The 25,753-nt window shown below is 46.1% G+C and carries 13 protein-coding genes; 3 read left to right on the top strand and 10 right to left on the bottom strand.

Features of this window, described 5'->3' with window-relative positions; translation table 11 throughout:
* Positions 1–129: 129 nt before the first annotated feature.
* The 3 genes from P2W76_RS09760 to P2W76_RS09770 are packed head-to-tail and all read left to right on the top strand — an operon-like array spanning position 130 to position 6,327.
* Positions 130–2,097, top strand: a complete 1,968-nt coding sequence (locus P2W76_RS09760) for a hypothetical protein (RefSeq protein ID WP_276347625.1) — start codon at positions 130–132, stop codon at positions 2,095–2,097.
* Between the two features lie 46 nt (positions 2,098–2,143).
* The gene (locus P2W76_RS09765) at positions 2,144–5,167 is read left to right on the top strand and encodes a heparinase II/III family protein (RefSeq protein WP_276347626.1); all 3,024 of its coding nucleotides are present in this window, start codon (positions 2,144–2,146) and stop codon (positions 5,165–5,167) included.
* A gap of 11 nt (positions 5,168–5,178) precedes the next feature.
* Complete coding sequence (locus tag P2W76_RS09770) at positions 5,179–6,327, top strand: right-handed parallel beta-helix repeat-containing protein (protein WP_276347627.1); 1,149 nt, start codon at positions 5,179–5,181, stop codon at positions 6,325–6,327.
* A 300-nt stretch (positions 6,328–6,627) separates the two neighbouring features.
* Here the strand turns inward: P2W76_RS09770 and P2W76_RS09775 are convergent, their stop codons facing one another.
* The 10 genes from P2W76_RS09775 to P2W76_RS09820 form a co-directional block, all read right to left on the bottom strand.
* The gene (locus P2W76_RS09775) at positions 6,628–7,347 is read right to left on the bottom strand and encodes an SGNH/GDSL hydrolase family protein (protein WP_276347628.1); all 720 of its coding nucleotides are present in this window, start codon (positions 7,345–7,347) and stop codon (positions 6,628–6,630) included.
* A gap of 17 nt (positions 7,348–7,364) precedes the next feature.
* Entirely contained in the window at positions 7,365–9,506 is a 2,142-nt protein-coding gene (locus tag P2W76_RS09780) for a twin-arginine translocation signal domain-containing protein (RefSeq protein WP_276347629.1), read from the bottom strand.
* A gap of 372 nt (positions 9,507–9,878) precedes the next feature.
* Positions 9,879–10,832, bottom strand: coding sequence for an amidohydrolase family protein (locus P2W76_RS09785; RefSeq protein ID WP_276347630.1), 954 nt, complete (start codon positions 10,830–10,832; stop codon positions 9,879–9,881).
* A gap of 79 nt (positions 10,833–10,911) precedes the next feature.
* A complete protein-coding gene (locus P2W76_RS09790) occupies positions 10,912–13,050 on the bottom strand; it encodes a hypothetical protein (RefSeq protein WP_276347631.1) in 2,139 nt (712 codons plus the stop codon).
* Between the two features lie 35 nt (positions 13,051–13,085).
* Complete coding sequence (locus tag P2W76_RS09795; RefSeq protein WP_276347632.1) at positions 13,086–14,216, bottom strand: hypothetical protein; 1,131 nt, start codon at positions 14,214–14,216, stop codon at positions 13,086–13,088.
* Between the two features lie 101 nt (positions 14,217–14,317).
* The gene (locus P2W76_RS09800; protein ID WP_276347633.1) at positions 14,318–16,441 is read right to left on the bottom strand and encodes a hypothetical protein; all 2,124 of its coding nucleotides are present in this window, start codon (positions 16,439–16,441) and stop codon (positions 14,318–14,320) included.
* Between the two features lie 24 nt (positions 16,442–16,465).
* A complete protein-coding gene (locus tag P2W76_RS09805; RefSeq protein WP_276347634.1) occupies positions 16,466–18,502 on the bottom strand; it encodes a hypothetical protein in 2,037 nt (678 codons plus the stop codon).
* Between the two features lie 626 nt (positions 18,503–19,128).
* Positions 19,129–20,946 (bottom strand): RagB/SusD family nutrient uptake outer membrane protein, encoded by a 1,818-nt coding sequence (locus tag P2W76_RS09810; protein ID WP_276347635.1) that lies wholly within the window; start codon positions 20,944–20,946, stop codon positions 19,129–19,131.
* Positions 20,947–20,967: 21 nt separating this feature from the next.
* Positions 20,968–24,078 (bottom strand): TonB-dependent receptor, encoded by a 3,111-nt coding sequence (locus P2W76_RS09815; protein ID WP_276347636.1) that lies wholly within the window; start codon positions 24,076–24,078, stop codon positions 20,968–20,970.
* 20 nt (positions 24,079–24,098) lie between these two features.
* Complete coding sequence (locus P2W76_RS09820) at positions 24,099–25,742, bottom strand: RagB/SusD family nutrient uptake outer membrane protein (protein ID WP_276347637.1); 1,644 nt, start codon at positions 25,740–25,742, stop codon at positions 24,099–24,101.
* Positions 25,743–25,753 lie beyond the last annotated feature (11 nt).

Here is a 25,753-nt window from a genome sequence, read left to right on the forward strand (position 1 = left end):
ACTATACAAGCAAACACCCTTCAGCCCTCCGTACTAGCCATTTGATCGCTTTCATTTTACCCCGAAATAAAATATAAAGACATATATACTTAAAATATTTTATATTTATGGGTACGTACCCATAAGCTTATGAAATTAAAATTAAATCTGTTATTCGTTCTGAACGTCCTGTTAATCTCGACGTCGATCGCACAAAAACCTGTGCAGGTTACACCTCTTCCCGACAACACAGGCTTTACCGTCGAGACTTCCACTAAAGATCTCGGAAACGGCTTTTATGATCACGGGGTTGCTTCTCCGATCAGTAACCACCGCGGGGTGGTCTCAACCGTTGATGGAAATGGAAGGAATGTGGTATTGGTATGGCTTTTTGACCATCGTGGTGGTTATGCCTTATTGATGATAGACGCGCTTACGGGCAAGAGCGAGGAATTCCCGATCCAGTTTGATCCAAAACAGGATACCCCGTACTCATCGATCTTATCCAGTGACAATAAGTTTTACACGCTTTTCCGCGATCACTTTACCGAATTTGATCCGGTGAAGAGGGCATTTACCTTTACTAAGGGTACGATGCCTCAAATGGCTATGGCCATGACAGAAGATGATAAGGGAAAGATATGGGCGGTAACTTATCCAAACAGCGGCATCGTGTCGTTTGACCCTAAATCGCGGGAATTAAAAGATTATGGTTATGTAAATAAAGAAAACTGGCGCCAGTATCAACGCGCAATTGCGGCTGATGATTCAGGATGGATATATTTTGGCCTCGGTAATGCGAAAAGCCAGATCTTTGCTTTTGATCCTAATACCGGGATCGCCAAGCCGGTTTTACCCGAGAATGAACGGATGCTCGGCCAGGCTATGGTATACCGCGATGTAAACGGAAAGGTTTACGGACAGACAAAGGGTGATATAGACGACCAGTGGTATGAACTTTATAAAGGTAGCGGAACCAAGATAGGAAAGTATACTAATCGCCAGCCAAAGAAGATCATTACAGGATCACAGGCACTTTTCGAAAGCAGGTTCCCCGACGGTACCGTAGTAAAGGTGCTCGACCTGGTAAACCGTGCCCTTGTTACGGAAGACCCAAAAACCAAAATCAGCCGAAAGGTAAGTTTCGACTATACCAGCGACGGGGCAATTGTTATGGGTGTGGGCACAGCGCCGGATGGGACAATTGTTGGCGGAACTGCTTTCCCTATGCGCTTCTTTAACTACGACCTCAAGAAAGACCAGTGGGTTAACCGTGCGGCATTAGGCCAGTTCAATGCCTTTATAAATCAAAATAATAAGGTTTATTTCGGAGTGTATGCGGGCGGCCATCTCATCGAATGGGATCCGTACAAACCATGGTTAGCAACCCAGTTAAATAATAAGGCATCAAACCCTCTTTTCCTGACTACGGTATCTCCACAAATTATAAGGCCCTACCGCATCATCGCACATCCTGATGGTAAAACCGTAATTATGGGGGGCACACCTCAATACGGGGCAACCGGAGGAGGTCTTCTTATGTGGGATAACAGCTCCCGGAGAGCCACTCTTTTAAAGGATAGCGTTGTTGTTCCGGACCAGTCGAGTATGAGCCTCGTTCCGCTGCCGAACGGAAAACTTCTCGGAGGTACCACTACTTCGCCGGGCACGGGAGGAGAGAAAAAAGCAAAAGAAGCTGAACTCTACATCCTGGACATGAAGACCAAGAAAGTGGAATGGCGGCAAGCTACCTTCCCCGGGGTCCAGGAGTATAGCGAAATGCGTTTAATGCCTGGCGGAAAGGTCTACGGTATCACAGACAAGAAGACTTTTTTCGTATTTGACCCTGCCCGCAAGAGCATAACTTATAAATATGATCTAACTGATAAGTTCGGACCTACAACCGCTGAGCAAAGCCCGAGGATATTCGTTGATGGCCCGAACGGCGAGCTCTATATCCTATTTGCAAAAGGGGCAATCGTACAGGTCATGCCAGAAAGCTATGAAATGAAATTGATTGCCACCTCGCCGGGGCCTATTAAGGCAGGGGGTGATTACTCCCAGGGGCGGATATTCTTTGTAAGCGGCTCGCACTTGTATAGCTATGTTTTGAAGTAGATGGTGAGCAGTAAACGGTAATTAAGCACTATATCAATCTAAAATTATGAGTTTTAAGCATTACAGTAAATTATTAATAATCTTCCTCGCAATCCTGGGCAGGCCCGCATTCGCACAACGTACCCACGGCGGATTCTACACTCAGGAGAAGTTGAGCAACCTTCAGAATAACTGCAATAAATATGATTGGGGGAAAACATTAAAGAGCAGTGCGATAAGCAAGGCTGCCTTTTGGATCTCCAAAAGTGACCAAGAACTCTGGACCATGGTACAGGGCCAGAATTTACCCCGCACCATTGATGTAACCTTTGATCGCGTTACCAAGGGCTCCAAGATCCTTGGATGCCTGAAATGCGGACTTGATCTGCTTAAATATGGCAATTACCCATATGAACCAGAGTTTGAGAAAAAGCCCTGGAAACTCACCTGCCCTTCTTGTAAGAGCGTGTTCCCCACAAACGACTTCGGCAAGTTCTTTAAAAGCGCTATTGATGAAACCGGTCAGTTTGATGCTTCAAAAGGCGACAAAAGCCTCCTCTTCAATACAGATCATCCGGACCCGAAAGATCCGCTTCATAAATTTGGTGTTGATGATGGCTTCGGGTATATCGACCAAAACGGGAGATCGCACAAGTTTATCGCTTATTACAACTGGAAACACTGGGACTATATCAACAAAGCTCTTACAGAGCTAGGCGATGCTTATATCTACACCGGCGATAAGCTATACGCACGTAAGGCTGCGATCATACTTGACCGCCTTGCTGATGTATACCCGGCTATGGACTGGAACCCATATGCGGTGAGGGGCTGGTACGGTTCAGACGGCGGGATGCTTATAGGCAAGATCGGCGGCAATATCTGGGAAACTCAACTGGTAAGGGTGTTTGCTGATAATTACGATAAAATACTCAGTGGAACGGTTGATAACCCCGAGCTCTACTCCTTTCTGAGAAAACAATCCCAGAAATACAAGCTGCCTTCTGCCAAGGGTACCCGGCAGCTTTTTGTTCAGAATGTAGATAACGGCGTATTGAGGGAGATCTATAAAGGAGCCCTATCTAAAAAAGTCAGAGGTAACCAGGGAATGCACCAGCTGGCACTTACTATGGCCGCACAGGCATTAGACACTCAGCCGGAAACGACCACCTGGATCGACTGGGTATTCTCGCCGGACGGCGGGAATATCTCCGGCCAGATGATCAACAATCTGGATCACGATGGTACCACAGAGGAAGGCGCACCCGGATATACATTTATGTGGGGGCGACTGATCACCGATCTGGCAGACCGGCTGGAAGGATATAAAGGATATACCAAGCACAATATCATGCAGGAGTTTCCGCAATTCGGAACCACTTTCATTGCCGCTTACAGGATGTCGGCTCTTGGCAAAGCCCTGCCCAACATCGGCGACGCCGGATCTACCGGCTATGTGGGTAACTCTATCGATCCAAAGTTTATTGCCAAAGGTTACGGGTATACCGGCAACCCGGAATACGCAAAAGCTGCTTACCGCGGTAACAGGAACTCGGCAGAAGGACTTGGCAGGGACATCTTTGCCGCCGATCCCGACCGCTTAGCAAAGGAAATAAAAAAAATAGCTGAACACGCCGGACCACGGCCGGAAGGCGGTTACCTGATGAGCGGCTTCGGACTTGCTATTCTCGAAAACGGGAAAGGTACTTCGGGAATAGCCCTGACGAACAACTACGGTCGCACGATGAAGCATGCCCACCCGGACATGCTTAACTTTGATCTCTTTGCCTTCGGCAACTGGCTTGCGCCTGATCATGGCTACCCGGAATTTGCTACAGCTATGCCTAGTAATAACGACTGGACAGGCAGCACCATATCCCATAACACTGTCTTTGTCGATGAGAAACCACAAAAGGAGATCTGGAGCGGGTACTCAAGAGTGTTTAAGCAGCTTAAGGGGTTTGGCGTATTTGAGCTTGACGGGGAAAAAGCCTACCCCGGCCTCGATACTTATAGGCGCACCATGTTCCTTATCGATGCCGGCGCAGATAGCAATGCTTACGTAATTGATCTTTTCCAGGTTAAAGGTGGGAAAGACCATGTTTATAGCTTTCACGGCCCGCCCGGAGAGATCAGCACCACGGGGCTGTCACTGATTGCCCAGAAGGAAGGCACCTATGCCGGTGAGCATATCAGCAAAGGAACAGGAGTTAATGGCTTTCCCCGCGGCTATTCTTTCCTTTATAATGTGAGGAAAGATTTAAGCCCCCCGGGACAATTTATGATCGACTGGAAGGCTGAGGCCGGGTATCGTACTCTAAAAGCAGAAGATAACGTGCACCTGCGGATGTACTCGCTTACCCAATCAGATGATATTGCCCTGGCAGACGGAGACCCTCCTCAGAATAAACCCGGGAATCCTAAAAAACTGGGCTATGTGCTGATGCATAAAAAGGGAAGCGACCTAAGCAGCAATTTTGTGTCGGTGATCGAACCCTACAAACATAAACCCTTCATCAGATCAGTGAAGCGCCTTGAAACCGGGAACGACAAACAGATAGCCCTGGAGGTTGAGCATACCAACGGCAGCACCGACTATATTCTTTACAATGCGGGATCGTCCGGCATGAAGCTTATAAACGGCATAAGCATGGAGGGAGCTATAGGTTACATCAGGACCAGCGCCGGTAAACCAGCCAAAGCGATACTGGTGAATGGCACATCACTAAGTGGTCAGGGGCTGAATGTTAAGTCGCCCGGACAAATAAGCGGCAAGGTAGTCGACATGAATAAAGAAACATCCGGCGGCGGATGGATAGTAGTAGATCAAAAGCTGCCGGAGGGCGAAGCGCTGAAAGGAGAACAGATCTTTGTATCAACAAATGGAGACCGTGATGCAAGTTATACGATAGTCGATGTTAAACGCGAGGGCGAATTCAGCAGGATAAATTGCGGACCGATCTCATTCGTAAGTGGAATGAAGCCTGCTACCGGCGAATCCGCAGGCGAAACTAATAACTACCTCTATGACTTTGAGCAGGGCGCGGCCTTTAATCTTAGCTCGCACTACGAATGGACACTCATCAAATAAGAACACAGTATATGGAAAAGAACTTCAGCAGACGACAATTCGTTAGGGCAGCAGCAGCTGCAGGCTCACTGGCAGCAATCGGAACAATCAGCCCCACCTTTGCGAACCCAACAGCAGGTGGATTGTCTGACTTCCCTGCAGGAAAGCAAACCTGGAAGAAAATAAACAATACTGTTTATGGCGCTAAAGCTGACGAAAGCGGCCCAATCGGCGGAGGTACGGGTTATAAAAACATCCTCACCAAGGGTGATTTTGTTGCTGAGGATCTTGAAACACTTATTGATGTACTGGGAAAAGCTAAATCAGGCCAGGTGGTGTTCATCCCTGGCAAAGCTATTATTGACATGACCACCTTCATCTATATAGATAAGCTCACCCTGAAGATCCCTGAGGGTGTTACTCTGGCCAGCGACAGGGGACACAATGGCTCTCTGGGCGCGCAGATAACCAGTGATGCCCTGGATACTCCACTGATGATACAAATTACGGGGCCAGATGTCAGGATTACTGGTATCCGCTTGCAGGGACCAAACCCAAAACGTTACCTTGATCACCATAAACGTGCCTTTGGAAAAGGCGGTCCGGGCCATACCTACTATTATAAATTCCCAACCTCCAACGGGATCAATGTCAAATTCCCGAAGGTGGAAATAGATAACTGCGAGATATCTGGATTTGCGCACGCAGGTGTGAACCTGCCGGGAGGTAACGACCATCACATTCATCATAACCATATCCACAAATGCCAGTACAATGGTTTGGGTTACGGTGTCGCCCTGGATAACTCCAATGCGCTTATCGAGTACAATCTTTTCAATGAAAACCGTCACTCGATTGCCGGAACCGGCCGAATCGGCTGCAGTTATACCGCACGTCACAACGTTCATGAGGATATCTCTTTAAGCCATTGTTTTGATATGCATGGCGGCCGGGACCGTAAAGATAATACGACCATTGCCGGCACGCTGATCGAGATCTATAACAATACTTTCTATGCCCCGCAGACCGCTGTTGTGATACGCGGTGTGCCGCAGGAAAAGTGTGACGTGCGCCAGAACTGGCTGATCACCCATAAAGATGCCAGGGCAGCCGTCAGGGCTGAGGAAAAGACCTTTGTGACCGACAATTTGTATGGTGATAAGCCTGCGAAACCTGCATGACCCTGATTGTTGAGCTGCGGTTAATGGTTGCTGGGATGTAGCTTGCCCCGTGCTAAGGAATCACTAAGCTGGCTTCATCCTACGTTCATCCTACGTTTATCTTACGTTTGGGGAATGCTAATGTAATGCCTGTAAATGAGCTGCGATTAGAGCGGAAAATGGGCTTGAAGTATGTGTCTCAATATAACGGATTTAACGGAGAATTTCAAAATATTTTGAATCTGAGATCGGAAGTCGGAGGCCGGAGCCACCTAATACCTGATACCTAATACCTAATACCTGATACCTCATACCTCAGGATCACCGGCCTCTCTTAATAATCTTAACAATCGCATCTGCGACAAGTTTATGCCCTTCATCATTGGGATGCGTACCATCGGGCAAAAGCGAATCAATACTCTTAGGATCTTTACGGGTATGCCTGTAAAATAATTTCCAGGAATCTATAAAATAAACCTTATTGGCTTTTGCTACGTTCTTTGTAGCCTTTTTGTACTGCATAAGGCGCTCATACCTGAACTTTTCGAGCTTGGAACCAATCGGATTGGGTGTTAATACGATCACCTTTCCATTCGCCTCTTTTATCTGGCTGATGAAGTAGTTAAGATTTTCAATGTATTTCTCCAGCGGTATTCGCGAAGCAGTTCCTATCCCCTTATCCTGGTAGGCATCGTTCAGACCAAAATTCAAGGTCACCCAGTCAGGGTGGTGATCCAGAACAGCCTTTTGAAAACGATCCCTACCGTGCTCGATCTTGGCAAACGTACTGTTGTCCTTTACCGAACCGGTATGGCTTCCGCCGATGCCGGAATTGACCACCCTGTTCTTGATCCCGGCTTCGCTTAATAATTTATGAACACGGGCAGCATAAACGGTATCTACACCTTTACGCGGTGCGGTGGTAGAATTACCGAAAGTTACGATCAAGATCTCCTTATCTGTCTGAGCAAAAACCGCTGTAGCGTTAAGCAGGAAGTGCCCCAGAAATAAGAAGGTGAAAAAATATTTAACAAGTGACATATTTTTGATGTTTAAGGTTAATTCCCCTGCGCCACCGCATAAACATTTATCTTATCCAGGCTCAGGCTGATCTGTGTATTACCGTTCTTGAGTTTCTCAACTCGTATCTCTCTTTTCTGATCGCCGATCTCCGGGCTAAGCAGCTTTAATCCGGACAGGTCGAGGCCACCTTTAGCGACCTCGTATCTGAGTTCATTGTCTTTGATCTTAGAATTTATACCTGCAAGTATAGGATTTCCGGGAACATCTTTAAGGCTGGCATGCGGAATTCCTTCCATTGCAGTGTTCATAAAATGAATAACCGGCTTCCCTTTGTGCAACCTGATGCGTGCTGCCCAGCCGTTTCCGCCTGCTGTCTGGCGGATCAGCGGACTGAACTTACCTGTCCTGATGAGTTCGGCAAGGGGGCTTCCCTTGATCGCCGAAGTGTTTATAATTGTCAGGTTCCTATATTTTGACTTAAGCAGTTTGCCGGAAAGCGGCGTGGCTCTTTTGAAGCCTTTTTCATCATGCGTCCCAAATGGCAGAGCGACCCATGCAGTGCCTCCCCTGGCCAGGTAAGAGCTGATAGCGTCAAACTGCTGGTCAGATATACAGCCCGATCCATCAATAACCAGCGGCGTCTTCTCCCGGTTCAGGGCTTCGGCATCAGCCAGCTCCTCATAGCGAAGAAAGCGATAGCCTATATTTGAATGAACGAAATGACCTGACCATGCACGGGCTTTTGTCCAGTGTTCAATCCCATTCTCGTCCTTAAACCCGTTGTCCTTGCAGAGCTTATTATTGACCAGCCTTATTTCTACTATATCCTCACCGTCGCGGATATCAAGATCACTGTGCCGCACTTCCCACTTATTTGCAGGGCTGATCACATCCTCCTGTTCCATTGCATCATCCGGATCTTTTTCCAGCCTTTTGGTCAGCGTGCTGCTCCAGTTGGCAACACCCCAATAGCGGCTTAATGTCCAGCCGAAATACCCGCCTATCTCATAAATAGTATAACTCAGTGCCATGGCAACCGCATCACCGCGCCATTTGGCAATATCTTTCTGGTTCATGGCTTCGGCATCCATATGCACCCAATCGACACCCTTGGTATTAGTTCCCACATTTTCAAGCATGAAGAAATCCAGGTGCGGTGCCATCTTTTCCAGATCCAGGGATATGGCATTGAGTGTTACCGGGCCAGTACTTGAACAGCATGACATCAGGGGCTTGTCGCCAAGAATGCTCTTGACCATCTTCACATGGTCTACAATACCGTCGGTTTTCATCCTGATCCAGTCGCGGAAGACCGGGTTCTGGTAATTGCCCCATTGCAGCATCGGCTTGCTCGTATCACCGAAGAAATTCTTATCTGTAAAGGAAGGTATTTCATGGCCATAATCTCTCTTAAACCGCGTCCGGCAATGTTGACAGCCGCATGTGGTGAGCCCCGCATAATCGCACATATCATCTACCTGCATGCCATCCAGCGGCACCTCCCGAAGCAGGCGCTGAAGATACTTGGCATGCATATCAAGGAAATCAGGATTGTTGTGACAAAAGGCTTCCATCTGATATTGGCGCGCATATCCGCGGCTGCCATCCCTGAGATCCACCTCGCATATATCATTAAAGAAATGTCCCTCGTATTGCGCGTGATCTCTGGCTACCTCATCATGAAACAATAATACATGATGTCTTTGCCCTCTGTGAAGTTTTGCAAATTCCGCTTTATCCCTGGGCCGTTCTGTATGATTGCAGGAATAATGATCCATAAGTTTGATATCATACTTATGGAGTTCATCAGCTACCTCAGCCATATATCCATGCAGATGCCCGAAGTAATTTGCAAAATCAAAGCGAATATGCCAGCCGAAGATAATAGCGGTGTCGATCTTTGCTTCGGCGAAAGCCGCTGCCCGGCGCTTTATCTCATCGGTAATAGCCTTTTGCGACCATTGAAGTTCATTGATCGTTACCCACCAGCTTGCCGTGCGGCGCGGTATGAAAGGTAAAGAGGGGCCAGACTGCCTGTAAACGGGTATCACCGCGGGTGTTATCGCATTCCGGGCAGGCTTAGCTTCTGCACCGGGAAATGTATTTGCCAATCCGAGGCCCAGCCCTGTTAATGAAACTTTCTTTATAAAATCCCGGCGGTCATTACTTTCTTTCATGTGTGTGTTCTTAAATAAATCACTTTGTTTGTATAAATGGCGGGTGATTAATGCTTACCATTGACGTTTGAGGCTACCCCCAAATTGCCCCTCTTCTTAAAATATACTCGTGCTCCCGCAATTTCCTATCAATGACCCGGAACGGGTCAAATATTTATAGACATTATTTGTAGAACGCAATCCCGACCCCCAAGGGGGTCGAATATGGTCCTTTGTTATATGCGACCACCTTCGGGGTCGGCAAATTCATCATTAATACTTTGCTATAAACATACGACCACCTTCGGGGTCGGTTGACACCCGATTATGAAATTAAACTATATACGTGCACGATAATGTGTCATTGTATTGATTTTATTCATAACCATCCTCCTACAAACGGAATAGTTGTTTGGCATTACCATACAGCAACTTCCTTTCAATTTCCTTAGTCGCCGAAAGCTTTCTTATAGCTGCGATTGTTCCGGCGCCCTGACAAGGTGCACCTACTCCCACTTTATCATCACAATCACTGCCATATAACAACTTGTCCTGGTGGCGTTTTAAAAATTCACGCGCGTGGTCCTCATCCCTGGTCATGGAGTTAAGGCCGGAGCCTCCCGACATATCTCCCCACATATTCGGATAATCACTAAGCAGCCGGTCGGTCCAGCCACCTGCAGTTACTTTCCCTTTCGGGTATAAAACATTCTGGTCGGAATGGTTCTTATCAATATTGGCCCAGAATGTTTGTGAGTGACCGATGAAATTTACTCTCGGATATTTCTTCAGCATTTTATGAAAACGGTCATATCCCCGGTTGTACATATTGTACTGCCAGTGCATCAGTACGGGAACGTCGTAAGCCTGGGCGAGCTCGTATATCTTCCGCATTTCCGGCGAATCGCATTCCACATTAAACTTCAGTTCACCGATCACCCTTGCTCCAAGCTTCAGGTATTTCTCCAATTCAGGAATGGCACCCGGAAAGTCCGGCACCTCGCATGCCCCGAAGGTAAATTCGTCTTTATGCTGGAGGGCATAGTTATAACAGATCTCATTCCCCCCTGCCTTTACCTGCAGGCCATTACTGACACCATAATGCGTCGATCCATAGTTCAATGATCGTCCCGCAGGCAGAAGAATAGTCGTCGTGATGCCCATCGCACGCTGGTGGGCGTGCATCTGCTCCTGGGTTCTTCCCGCATAATCAGTATGCTGATGAATGTCGATAATAGGCTCAGATGCTAAAAGATCTGAGCCATCGACCTTAAAGGCAAAGCCGGCGACCAGAGCTCCGGTGCCCGCAATAAAATATCTTCTTGAGATTGGTTTAGTTATAGACATATATATTCCCGTTAACGTACCCGAATATAGCGATTAGAATGGATGCATCAAATTGCAACGAAACTTCATTCGAATAAATCTACCTGTCTAACATGTTCCTGAATGCGCCATATTTATCTTTTACTTTTGAGTCCATCGACAAATCCCATACCGAGGAATCCATCTCTCTTAGTGAAAGAATTGAAAGTATCCAGCTTTGTGACCAGCCCGTTTCTATGCACCATGCTCCCCAGCCCGTGTCAGCATTGGATCCCCAATGTTCATATCTTTCAAAGTCAAAAGATCTCATCCATCCGCCATGAAGCGCAGGAGAGCCGGACCTGACTTGTATCCTGAGCAGAAAATCGGCCAGTCTATCTTCGACACCCTTTATCAATGGATCATTTGTTGCGTAACTAGCCTCGTGTAAGCCTAATAGTACGTAATTTGCTGTATAAATAAGGTCGGTCACCGGGTCTCCGTTTTGGGCAATCAGAGAGGCTTCGTTTGTTCCGTATGCCTCATTCGTTCGTGGAGGTGGGTATCTCCCTTTTCTCAGGTCTCCTAACTCTTCTCTTATTGCTCCGCTTGCATCCTGTAACTTAATCATATCCTGAACTACAGTATTCAAATATACTCTGTTCTGAGGAGAATTGTTAATTCTTACTAACCAGGCCAGGGGTAAAATCATCCTTGCTTTTTCCTGAGCCAGACCATTTGTCCAAGTGAAATTATCCGGATAGTTTTTCATCATTATATCCAGCCCTTTTTGTGCTGTCTCCAGAAATAACTTATCGCCGGTTTTATCGTAGGCCCATAAGAAGCAGGCCCATAGATAAGATTCAAAATGCGGTCTTAAATTAATGAGATCCCTGTCAGAATAAAATCTCCAATCGTCATTCTTTTCAAACTGCTTTAAAACAAGCTGAGTACCCCTGAATCCGTTCTTTCCTGTTGTTCTAAGCAAGCCCATCAATGATTTCATGATCGTTTCATCCCACTTATCTGTCTTTAATATGGAAGCGGTTGTAATAGCGGCTAATAAAAACCGGGCATTGTCATCTCCATAATTCAAACCCCGCCAGTATTCATTCGATATTCCCCAGGGAATCAGTCCATAGGCTGCGCTTTTAGGATCGCTGTATTTGCCGTCTAATGCATTCGAATTAAAAAGATAATAATCGATTAAGTTCTCGGCTATTTTAAGATATCTCTTATTATCCAATAATTTACCAGCTAAAGCGAAGGCCATTGCGGTTTCGCTATTACAATCTCCCCTTTCAAAAATACCGATTGGCTGCTGACCGTCGTGTCCGATTTCAGAGAATATACATTCAAAGACCCCCAGGGTTCCGTCTCCTAAAAGCATATTGGGATTCCACTTAATTTGTTTAATGTCTGCTTTTCTCAGAACTTTCAATGAGTCTAAGAATGTGGGATGAATCAGCATCTTAGCATTCTCAAACCACTCTATTCCCGATCTGATACCTTTTTGCTGGGCATCGGCAGGTAATGGCTGGTTTCTTGTATAGACCGTTTGGACTTTTGGCTCGAATTTCAATAGAGGAATATTCGTCCCGGGCAGCAGGAATTGTAAAATTTCTTTCCAAAGGATTCCCCATTCCCTGTTTGGCGAATATCTGCCCGAAACAAAATTGCTGAGGTTGGTAAGAGAAATCAGAACTGAATGATCTGGCAGTTCAAATAAGAGCGGTGAGGTTTGTTTTGGCAAACCGTAAATAGCAGAGTCAAATCCTGCTACCCTTGCAGCAACTAAGTGTGCTTTGCCAATCTGCCCCTCCCTGACATCGAGATAAGACAAACCATTGACCTGTAAAACAGACAAGCTATCCAGTCCGCTAAAAAAACCTGAATTTACCACAACACGTTTGAATTCAGAATCTCTACGAACGACTGTTTGAATATTGGGTATATAAGAGGGGTATTCGATAAATACCCTCAGATTCTTTGCTTTAACTATTCTGTAAAAGTCTTCATTTAATAAAACTTCGGCATCAGGATACGTATCTGACAGGATAAGCACAGACCGGTTCTTAGGTACCTTCGAAATTTCAGCAATGTTAAGCAGGCGGACTACCTTAATTGATTTGCTTTGCTGTAAACTTAAAAACAGATCATTCGTCTTTAAACTATACACATAAAGTTCAGGTTTACTAAAAGCCTTAACAGTTAATAGAAAAAGAGAAAAAAAAGTTATAAGCCAAATACGTTTTGTCATTTTAAAGGTCTAAAAGCGAACTATCGCTAAAACTATTACCACGGAATATTGGTAAAATCCATAATCTGGAACTGGAATCTGCCATCATACGATGCTTCCGGTGGATTCTGCGCTTCTATACCTATATAACCGACCAGTTCATGACTATCATTGATGATCTGCATAAAGGCGCTTGGATGGAGATTTCTCGGGTAACATGGATACTCAGAATCAGCCGGCAGACATGCACAGAAGTTTGAGTATGCTACCTGTCGGGTTGTATTCTGGCTTGCGAGGTGATAAATAATACCTGTTCGGCTGGTGGTACATCCGTTTACGCAGGAAGTCGTCGACTTTTTATGATGCAGTGCCACGCTACCTGTTGAAGGAGTGGTAAAGCCCGCCAGGCCCATCCCGGCTTTTTTCCATCCGGAAGTTGGATTGATAACATTCGGTTGGCCGTTAGCTCCCGAGGCCACAACATGTTTACCATGAGTATCCGGATAATCAATTCTTGGAGTATTTGCTATTGTTTTAAAATTGCTCCAGCCAGAAGTACTTCCGTAACCATGCCCGTGAGTCAGGGTATAATTAGATGAGACCAAATTAGCACGTGCTACACCGTAGGAAGGGTAATCGGTTATCGTCCAGCTATCAGTAGCGGTGGTGGGGTTACCCCCGATGGTTGACCAGGTAATGGTTAAGGTATTCCCGACGTAGGTGTATGTTCCGCTCCAGGAAACATATTGTCCGGATGGATAAACCCAACCATAAGGTGTATATACATCGCAGGCGCGGCTTATCCCATCAAAGGTACACTGGTGTGCTGAGGCTGTAAATATTGATTTCCCTTTTTTATTTGTACTTTCCCAGGTATAGGCAGATCCATTTACTGTACCATTTGACGCATTAAACGTCCAGGTAATGATACGATTCCATACCGAACCTACATTATCAAAATTCCCGAGTGCAACAGACCAGTAGGCCCTTCCAGCGGGCAGGGGCTGTGCAGCTAAAACCTGTGCCATACCCTTTTTTGATGGCGATATCGAAGGTTCGATGGTTGCGTCACCACTTTGTTTACAGGCCGAAAAGCAAATAATGCAGGCCAATATTAATACCTTGACCGGCTTTGAGGAATAAAAGCTCCTGGCAGAGGGCTTCACAGCATGGGTAAATTGTTTCATATTAATTTAGTTTATAGTGACGCCCTTATTTTGGGTAGTGGCTTCCCCTTAGCTATTTCATACTTAAATTCTAATCTACTACGGCTATTAGTCCCCTTCCTTTATTCTGTAAGCATTAATTTAATCGCCTTCTGTGCCTCGCCGTTTATCTTCGATCGCTTTGAGAGATCCCAAAGGTTTTGGTTTTCCTGCTGAAGAGCCAGTGTGGTTACGATCCAGCTTTGTGTCCATCCGGTAAGCGTACCCCAAGCACCCCAGCCCTGATCAGCGTTAGATGCCCAGTAATCCCATCGCTTGTAATCAAATGCCCGGAACCATGCACCATCCAAAGCCGGGTCGCCCGTGCTCTTCACCTGTATTTTTACCAGAAAGTCTGCGATCTTCCTGACTGCATTTTTATACTTCGCATCCCCAGTAACTGCCGCAGCTTCATTCAGGGCAAAGAATCCAAAATTAGTCGTGTATAACATATCCCCAACCGGGTCACCGTTCGAGGCGATCAAAGGTGCCTCGTGTTTGCCATAGTCGGCATTCGTCTTTGTTGCACCATAACTTCCCGTTTCGGATGCTCCAAGCTCTTCGCGGATGGCGCCGCTTTCATCGAGGTTTTCCAGTAACTTACCTGCAATCAGATCCAACCACTGCCGGTGCCGGGGGGTATCTTCGACACGTATCAGCCAGGCCAGTGGTAAAATCATCCTGGCCCTTTCCTGCTGGATACCATTGGTCCATTTCCAATTCGGGTAGGCCTCCATAGTCATTGTTATAGCCTTCTTTGCTTTATCCAGCAGCGGCTTATACCCGGTTTTATCATACAGCCATAAATACGTTGCCCATATCCATGATTCATAATGAGGGTGAGGGTTGATCAGCGGATTCTCCTGAATAGCCGGCAAACCAGACTTGATAATGCCGGCATCAAACAATTTCGATGAGCGGAATCCGTTCTTACCGGTAGTCCGGAAATTGGCGAGAATACACTCGGCAATATAGCGGTCCCAGTCTCCTTTATCCATCCGTGCCGAAGCGCCCAGTGCGCCAAGGATAACACGTGCATTATCATCGCCATAGTACACATCGGGATAGGTAAGGTTTGTACTCCATCCCACTAAGCCATAAGAAGGCGATTTCGGATCGTTCTTATTTCCGCTCCGCATATTGGAGGTTTTAAACAAATAGTCGAGCAGGTTTGACGCTATTTGCCTCTGCCCGGCTGAGGTATCCCTGGAGGCGCTTAAGGCATAAGCCACCTCTGCATTACAGTCTGCACGGATCCAGTATCTGTACGTCTGCGATCCATCCATTTGTATGCGTGAAAGATGCCCTTCAAGCACACCCAACGATCCATCCCCTGAGGGTAGCTTCTGATCTACAGGAGGGCTTTCCTTTCCAATATATTTGAGATATTGGTTTTCCCAGGATGGATGAATAAAAAAACGTCCCTTATAAAACCAGTCGACACCTTTATTTATCGCTGTCTGGTAATCTTCACTGGAAATGTTATCCGATTTTGAATGCATGGGCTTAACCTCCAGGGGCCACTTATCGAACTTCCAGTTTATCGAAGGATTCAAATAATTGAAAATATACTCCCAAACGGGCTGTATATGATCCCTCGGACCAAAGCGTGAGGTCAGGGGATTGCTGAGGCGGGTTGTAGCTACAAGCGTGTTGCCCTGGTGAAAAAGAATAGGGTCTGGCCTCACATCACTTATTCCGTACTGAGCCCTATCAAATCCGGCAACTTTAGCTACTATGATCAGCGGGTTTTTAGCCGTGGAGCGGATAACTGATACGTTATGGATACCAATAAGATCCAGCGAATCAACGTTTCTGAATTTACTGGTATTGATCACGGCTCTTTCCAACTGCGTTTGTATCGTATCCTTACCCACGGCAAGATTAGTCGAAACTGCCGGGTATTCGATAAAGACCTTTAGTTTCTTTGCTTTGATCAGCTCTCCTACGCCCTTGTTAAACGCAAGACGCGTATGCGGATAACCATTTGCAATAAACAATATTCCGGCTCCCTGCTTCGCGGCCTTAACGGCCTGAAGCTGATCTGACACATTGCGGAAGCCGTAATTATTAGCCTTTAAAATATCCGAAACATTGTTGTCTCCCGTTGAACAGATTATAATATTAGTGCTTTTCATCTGCGCCGAAAGACCCTTTGGTGAGGAACATAAAATTAACAGCAGATATAAAATGGTAACTATTCTCATGCTTAATGAACGTGTATAGATTGGTTATTTATTTATCTTATACTGCCACAGATCTTTACCGCGGCTAAAATAGAAAGTGCCATTTTTTTCCATGGTTAGTTTAGACGCGGGACTAAGTATCGTGGTAACCGATTTGGTGTTTGGGTTTATCTTAAAAAACTTTCCCCCTCCTGTTCCATAGATATCCCCGGATGGATGAATGACCATCGAGACATCATGCCAGATATTTCTCTTCTTACGTTCCTCGCTTACCTCGTAAACCAGGTGCCTTGAAAGAACTTGCTGAGTAGCCGGATTAAAAATGAACAGTATTCCGTCTGCTACTCCCCATATATTGCCGTCAGGGCCGTTCATCAGAAAAGTTATTGCTTTCGCATTTTCTACGGGTATAATTTCAAAAGTCTTTTTCTTCTGCACCGGATCCCATACAAAAAGAGATGCCTCATTTTTATCGGGCTGAACACCGAGGCCTCCCCACACGGAGGTGCCTCCAAACACGTACCCTCCTGAATTTACAAGGCTTACAATCGAGAGCTTTGGCACAACATCATTAAATGTCTCAATTTTTTCAGTAAGGACATTATACTCTACTAATGATCCTCCGAGAAGCCCATATTCAGGTACTGATCCAAAGAATACCTTGTTTTGCTCCGGCAAGGCCGTGCCGGCAAAAAACCTGCTTTGCTCAGGGATCTTCGCTATCATTTTGGGATTATTATTCTCCGTACTCCATGGTTTGGCCGTATCATATCGGTATAGACGTCCATGCGGATAGATCCCAAAATACATTACCGGACCGTGAAGAGTGACACCTTCGGTCTGCGAAATGCCCCTGTATTCAACTGTCTTACCTGTAGCCGGGTCATATGCCGCGTTGCTGCCGCTAAGATAGCCTCCGGTCCAGACCCTTCCGTCAGGGCCCATGCTAACGGCGTTAATACTGATCGGCTGAGGCGGGATTTTCAGGAATACTGAAGAGGATATGTTGCGGGCGCTGTCATATTTGATCAGCTGGCCTCTCCGGTTAAAGAGATACAGTACGTCAGGCGAGATCCAATGCGATGCAAGAATACCTGCAGACCGGCCTAACATCTGAGGTGATTCGCCGGGAGCCGCAAGGTCTGCTGAGAAATAACTGACGTCGTCACCGTAAAAAAGCTTGTTGCCTGATGGCGATTTAATAGCACTTCGCACCCCAATCTTATCCTGTTCCTTCTCAATAACCCCGGTTGTCAGATTATAGGTCAGCGTTTTACCGATGTCGGTAACGGTAGCAAGCAGGCGGTCGCCGCCAGCCACATCTTTAACCAGTTTGAGATCATAAACAAATGCCTGGTTGTGGTACTTCTCCGGAAGCATTTCTCTTTTTTTGCCGCTTGCGATATCAAGTTCTACCAGCCGTGCATGAGAACCTATACCCGCATATATTTTACCGGTCGTCTGATTAAGGGCGATGCTGCGCACATAATTTTCACCGGGCACGATAGGACCTTTACCCACATCCGTAAATCCCTCTTTCGGGTGGTAGCGGAAAACCCGGCAGCCCGGATAACTTGCCCCAAAGATCTCCCCGTCCGCACCCGGGAGCAAATCCCATATATAAGTTTCAGTACCTAATGGCAATCCAAGGTCCTGGGCCGAAGAGGCACCCGGAGTATAACTGTACAGGTGCCCTCCTCCTCCGCCTGCATAAAATGTACCGTCGGTAGATACCGTGGCCCCCCAGGCGCCGTCCATATTATCAAGAGGGATATCCGCTACCAGGTTATTGCTCTTCAGGTCGTATCCCGCCAGATGTGCCGGAAGGCCTCTGACAACGGTATATAGCAAGTCGTTCCCGTTTTGATCTTTTAGAAAAACACCGGATTGAACGGTGGTCATGGTTATCTGCGGCCCCAGATTCACAAGTGTCCCGGAATTTACCTGTAATGTATCTTTTGCAACATCCGGAAATAATGCTGTCTTAGAATTAAGATCCGGGTGAGCGGCGATACAGATGCCGCCGAGATCAGAAAGTAATATCAGAAGCAGCATTGTCGCACGAAGCAAATTAACCTTCATGATGAAATAGTATTTTATGGAATGTATTCGATTTATATATTATCACTAGTTTACTGTTAAAAGTATTGGATATTTCCTTTCAAGGAGATGTTTGAGATTCATTTTTAATGATTTGTATTTGAGGTTCCAGCTTTCGCTGGAATGACATGCATTTTTTAGTATTGAGGAGATCCTGACCTTTTCGTCAGGATCGAAGTGCTTACCACTCAGATTCCGGCCTTCGCCGGAATCTCCCTATTATACCCCTGACGCATTGTCATTCCAGCGAAAGCTGGAACCTCCTACACCTCAGCAGAAGCTGTATTCTAAACTTTCAGCGAAAAGAAACCTCCTAACTCTTCATTAAATTCCATTTTAAACTTTCCCCGCACACTAATGATTTACTATAAGTAAACTATGAACTAAACAAATAAGTTAAATCGTCTGGGGGGAGCGCCCGAAACGGAAAGCGACTCCCCTTCAACGACACTATGCTAATCATAAATTCGTTTTTAATCTGGCTTAAATTGAAGCATAGAAGCAATTTCTACCATGTAAAGATTGGATAGCTTCCAATGCGCACTATTCGTTGTCGCGGGAGCCCTTATAAAAGAGCCCCCTTGAACAACAACTAACACAAAAAACAATTACCATCCAGGGTTCTGTACGAGCAAAGGATTGGCGAGTACCTCTGATTGAGGTATTGGCATACGGTACATTTTCGTATCGAAAAATCTGGTGTCTATGGTTTTTATCTGATATTCCATCGTACCGTTTTTCTTATAGACCGGGATCTGTGCCTTGATATCCTTCATGGTGGCCGGATCTACTTTCCAGCGACGGACATCCCAGAAACGGTGCTCCTCGTATGCTAATTCAACACGGCGCTCATGGTGGATCTTTGCACGTACCTGATCCTTGGTACCCGAAGAAAGAGCTGGCATACCACCTGTTAAGCCTAAATATTCAGACTTTCCTGCTGGATATTTCGCACGCATCCTCACTTCATTCACTGCCTGTAAAGCTGTTTTACCGATTCCCAATGCATCAACATCGGGACCAAAAGCTTCATTCATCGCTTCAGCGTAGTTCAGTAAAACTTCAGCATATCTCAGGTAGGCATAGTTCTGATGAACCCGTGTACCGGCGCCGGCCGACCTGGCATCCCAGGTAACATTCAGAGCCTGGTCAGCGAACTTAACACTGAATACAAACGTATTGTAACCCTGGGAAGAAAGCAGATATCCCATATTGTGGGCGCCTGACTTATTATGTCCGGGTTCAGGATTGCCGAATTCAGCAGTCTTGCCCAGAACTTTTGATCCATTAAATATGCAATCGCGGTAAAAACGCGGGTCACGGTTCTTGAACGGATCCTGGAAGTCATGCCCCGATGCCGGATCGTCAACTGAATAAGCCACTCCATTCCTGAGTACCTCGTATTCTTTAACCATATTATAGGTAACCTGGTTAACCCCTCCAATACCATAAGCTCCCGATCCGTTATAGAGTGTATAAGGAACATGAGTTGCGCTATGATAGCTCATTGGCTCCTGCATACGGGCGAAAATGATCTCTGAGTTTGTTCTCGTAAGGAAAAGTGTAGAGATATCCGGGTGTAACTGGTACGTATTCAGTGCGATCACATCCTTGGCAGCCCTGGCAGCTGTTTCCCATTTCTTCAAATCATATTTACCGCTATAGGCTGTACTTGCCGCACTGCTTGGATCATTCCACAGCGGACTAGCCGCATACAGAAGCATCCTTGCCTTAAGGGCAAGTGCAGCCCCTTTAGTTGCCCTACCGAGGTGAGCATCTGGCTGAACCAGGGGAAGATCAGTGGCTGCTTCATCGCACAGTGTGGTGATGTAATCAATAGTTTCATCAAAAGTACTTCGTGGCACCATTATGTCATCGTCAGTCGGCGACACTACCTTTTTAACAATCGGTAATCCTCCAAACTGTTTAGCCAGCTCCGCCAGGTTGAACGCTAACAAAAATTTTGCTTCTGCTTTCCTGGTTTTGCGGGTATTGTCATCAAAACTGTACTGGGCATCGGATGGTACATTATCTATGTGTGACAGGAAAAGATTACACGCACGTATCGCGGCATAACCATCTCTCCAGTCCTGGTACCAGAACATCCCCGTAGAATTAGGTGTCCATGAACCTGCATTAAAATCCCGGACATTGGCATTGCCGGCCAGGATCGTTGATCCGTTATCAGTAGCAGTTTCCAGGTGAGCCAGATTTCTCCAGCGTGGACCAGCATTATCTGTATGTGCTAGTACCGGACGAATCCGGCGGTATATATCCAGTAAAAACCGCTCGCTGTATTGGGGGCTCGCAAATACGTCAGACTCTGTCAGCCCTGTAGTAGCAGGATCCAAAAGGTCGGCTCCTTCCTTGCTGCAGGAAACTGCAAGGGTCGAAACGAATGCCATTATTATAAAAATCTTCTTCATATTCTGTGATATTAAACTGATCTAGAAAGTAACATTAAGCCCTAAAGCGTAAAACTTATTTTGCGGAGAGTATGCACCCGTTCCGGTTCCATTCGCTGATCCTAGGGTACTAAAATACTCAGGATCGATATTATATTTACCCAGATGATCAAAAGTCAGGAGATTCGATCCGTTCATAAATATTCTCAGGTTCGCAACCCGCAGTTTCTTATTAATAGATTCTGGGAAGTTGTATCCGATCTCAGCAGTTTTTAAACGCAAATACTCTGCATTCAATAAATTAAATGTTGATGGCAGCCTTGTTTGCGGTGATCCGCCGAGTTGCAGCGATGGATAAGTTGCCGTAGCACGGGTATCCAGGCCGCGTGACGGATCGTACACCCAGCGTCCCTCCTTATGAAACGGCTGAACATTCGGACCAAACTCGTTACTTATCGGACCTGAAGGCCGTATACTTACATTCGAAGCACCCTGCCAGAAAGTAGAAATATCAAAGCCTTTAAAATCCAGGCTCAGATTGAACCCAAACATCTTCTCTGGAAGATCAGAATAACCGGTGTACATTCTGTCATCCGAGTCTATAATCCCGTCACCGTTCAGATCCTTGAACATCAGATCGCCCGGTATCAAAGCACCTACAGGTTTCGGAACAGCCGGATTAGTAAGATCCGGAGTATCATAGAATTTACCCGTCCAGATATAAACAAACGGCGTGTTGATAGGATTTCCCGCCTCTTTCTGATACGGATATCTCTGCGGTACTTCTGCCTTATAATCAATCGTGTTTCTCACAAAAGTATAATTCCCTCCTACACTAAAGCCAAGCTGACCCACTCTATCCCTGTAGCTAAGCTCCATCTCATAACCTTTATTGGTAACCTTTCCGATATTGAGGGCGGGCAAATTGGTGCTAAGCAGGCCTGTATATACCGGAATATCGCTTCTTCTGGCCAGGATATTACTTCTCTTCTCCTGGAACAGGTCTCCTGTAAAGCTTAAACGGCTTTTAAACAAACGGATATCGATACCCACGTTTGCTTTTCTTGCGATCTCCCAGGACACTTTATCATTCCCAAGGGTTCCTTCAATAAGACCGATCTGGCCAACAGGGGAGACACCAAGATTATAGTAGCTCGGATTGGTGTTCGAAGTACCAGGAGCCGGCGGGTTTATAAACTCATAACGATACAAATAATTAAATCCGGCGATCTGATCATTCCCGATCTCTCCATAAGAGCCTCTCACCTTTAAAAAGTCGAGCCACTTTACATTATTCTTTACAAAACTTTCTTCAGAAATCACCCAGCCCAAAGCTCCGGCAGGGAAAAGTGCATAACGGTTACCTTTGCTGAACTGGTCTGAACCATTGTAACCTACGTTCCCTTCAACCAGGTACTTATCTTTAAAAGCATAGGTAAGACGTCCGGCAACACCGCGAAAGGAGCTGGGAAGGTTGATCTGGATCTCATCGGTTGTTTGAGTGTAAACGGCCATACCAGTTACTTTATGATTCGCTCCAAACGTTCTATCATAGTTTACAGACGCTTCCGTATATTGCGTACGTGAGTAGTCCTGGAAGTTGTTATTAATAGAATAAAGAGGAATGGTAGCTGGCCTGACAAGGGTATAGGCCTGAGTAGCGGCGTTATATGACCATATTGAGGGCTGCTCATAGTTATATTTTGTAGAACCTGAGCCAAATGACATCGCATATTTACCACGGACATAAAGTCCTTTGGTGATGAAATCAAGTTTCTGGGTCAGTGCAAAGTTGGATTCCAGAGTGTTACTTAACCTTCTGTAAAAGCCGCTTTCGTACAGATCCGACAATGAGTTCCATCCCAATACGCCGTCACCGACAGCATACGTACCATTGGGGTTATACAAAGGGCTAGTGTTAGGAAGACGGTTCACGATATCGCCCCAGGCCGTAGCATTAACGCGCTGTCCGCTGCTCTCACCCTTGGCTCCAAAGTTAAGGTCGTTTAAACGTCCATTTATCTTGATGTCAAATTGGGTGGTTGGAGTAACAGTGAAATCAAGATTACTGCGAAGATTAAATCTTCTGTAGTCATATTTCGTTTTTTCGCTGCTCACAAACAAGCCGCCCGCCTGGTTATATTCACCGGATACATAGTATCTCACCTTATCGGTTCCTCCTGATACGTTAGCGATGTGCTGCTGCTCTGTAGAATAATCCTTTGTCAGGATATCTCTCCAGTTCACATCCGGATGGGTAAAAGGCTGTTCGCCGGTCTGGTAATATTGCAGATCCTGTGCAGTATATCGTTCGGCCTGGCCAACGTTTCTCTGTGCTTCATTGTACAGGCTTGCATAATCATACGAGCCAAGGAATTTAGGAAAAGCCAGCGGCTGAAGCATCCGGAACTGCGTGGTTACATTGATCTTAGGAGTACCCACAGCTCCTCTGCGCGTAGTGATCAGGATCACACCATTAGCACCACGAACTCCGTATACTGCTGTTGCTGAGGCATCTTTCAAGATACTGAACTGTTCAATATCTTCCGGGTTTATCCTGGAAAATGACCCCTCCACACCGTCAACCAACACCAGCGGCTGCTGACCGTTGGTAGTTGCTTTACCCCGGATAAAGAACTGTGCATCGTCCTGGTTACCATTCGAATACCTGTTTTGAGTACCGCCAACAGCACCGTCCATGGTACGGGTGATAAGACCGGGAATACGTCCGCCGATCGCATTGGTTAAATTCGAAGGAGCGGCTCGTTTAAGCTCCTTGGTTTCGATATTACCGATCGATCCGACAAGACTTTCCTTTTTCTGAGTACCGAAACCAACTACCACAACCTCATTCAGCGATCTGGCGTCCTCTTCCATCGAAATATTAATTGTTCTGCGCCCGTTTACCTTTACTGTTTGAGGCAAGAAACCTAAATAAGAGAAAACAAGAGACACATTCGGATTAGACACATTGATCGTGTACTGTCCGTTTGAATTGGAGACGGTTCCGTTTTTGGTACCCTCAACAAGAACGCTGACACCAGGAAGTGTTACTCCATTTTTGTCGGTCACTACACCCTTTAGCTGCACGTTCTGTGCAAATGAATCCTGAAGGACTAAGCTAAAGAGTATGAATATTAAAAATTTCTTCATGATTTAAAGTTTAAATAAGTTTACCAGCCTGTATTTTGAACTAAACTTGAATTTCTTCCAATCTCTGACAGAGGAAAAGGATAGAGGTACATTTTAGCCTGGAACACGCGCGGTTCTACAACTTCAGGTGTATAGGTAAAAGTCCCATTGGCATTTTTCACTATTTTCAAACCTGATACAGGTTGATTCAACACCTGCTCAGCGGTTTTCCATCTTCTCAGATCCAGGTGACGATGCTCTTCAAATGCCAGTTCAATTCTTCTTTCGTTACGGATGGCGATACGCATTTTTGCCTGATCATTTGCCAGCGGGACCGACTGATTACCTGTTAGTCCGGCTCTTGTACGAACCATAGTTAATGCCTGTCGGGCAGTCATTCCGAATGTACCTGCATTATCAGGCCCGAAAGCTTCATTCATCGCTTCAGCATAGTTGAGCAATACTTCCCCATATCTGAACAATGGGAAAGAATGAAATCCGGTACCGGTTGGTGCTGTCCATCTGGCGCTCGCTACTAAGAATTTGCGCAGGTAGAAACCTGTTCTGGTAGCTTTTGCGCCCTGTTTATCTTTACCGCCGTCGAACGTTTCGATCGTAGTACCCATCCATGAAGCTCCATTAAACAGGATACTTTTAGCAAACCGGGGATCTCTGTTTGCGAAAGGATTCGCAGCGTGGGTCGGATTACTCCAGCTAAACGGTGTACCGTCAATCCGCTCATAAGCGTTCACGAGGTCAAGTGACGGATTAGTGCCGCCTTCCCCTCCGGCCAGACTTACCGGGCCATTCAGGCGCTCAAAGGTATTTGAAGCTGTTTGATGCTTTAGAAATATAATTTCATTGTTATTCACAATGGTATTAAAAAATGCATCATACCCGGTTCCGGCGGTGTAGAGACTATACAAATTCAATTTGATAACCGCATCTGAAGCTGCTGCGGCAGCCTGCCATTTGGCAACTGCACCCGAAGGATTATTTAACGGACTGGCGGCATACAAAAGCAATCTGGCTTTTAGAGCCATTGCAGCACCTCTGGTTGCGCGTCCAAAATCTGCAGTTGCATATGATGGCGGCAGAAGCGTTATAGCTTCATCACATAATGCAGTTATATACTGAACGCATTCGTCGTAAGAACTCTTGGCTATATTCAGGTTATCATCTGGCTTAAGAAGCGACTTCACAATAGGATAGCCTCCATAACGTTTTAGCAGCTCAAAATTGAGGAGCGCCCTGATAAAAAGTACTTGTCCGTATTGAATATCACGATTAGTCTTAGACATAACGGCATCGATAATTTTAGGATGGATCTCCTCGGAATAAACATAGGTTGCCCGGATACCCGCGTAAGAGTCCGAGAAACTGTCATCGCGCGGGGAGGAAGAAGCCCATAAGCCAGTTCCCCAGAATTCCGCTTCCGAGTTTCTTGGGCCGTGTACAGCCTCATCTGTTGCTGACGCCACCATCGAACTTCCCCCAAGCCTGTTATAGCCTGTCGGGACGTATGTATAAAGTCTGTTTACTGCCTGCGAAATATTGAGAGAGTTTCCATATATCAAATCTGATTGAACATATTGAACAGGTTCGCTATTGATGTCTTCTTTAGAACATGCTGCAAGAATGGCGATCATCGTCATACCTGCAAAAGCGTATATGATTTTTTTCATCTGTTTGTGTT

The organism is Daejeonella sp. JGW-45 (genome assembly GCF_029360805.1).
Classification (GTDB): Bacteria; Bacteroidota; Bacteroidia; order Sphingobacteriales; family Sphingobacteriaceae; genus Daejeonella.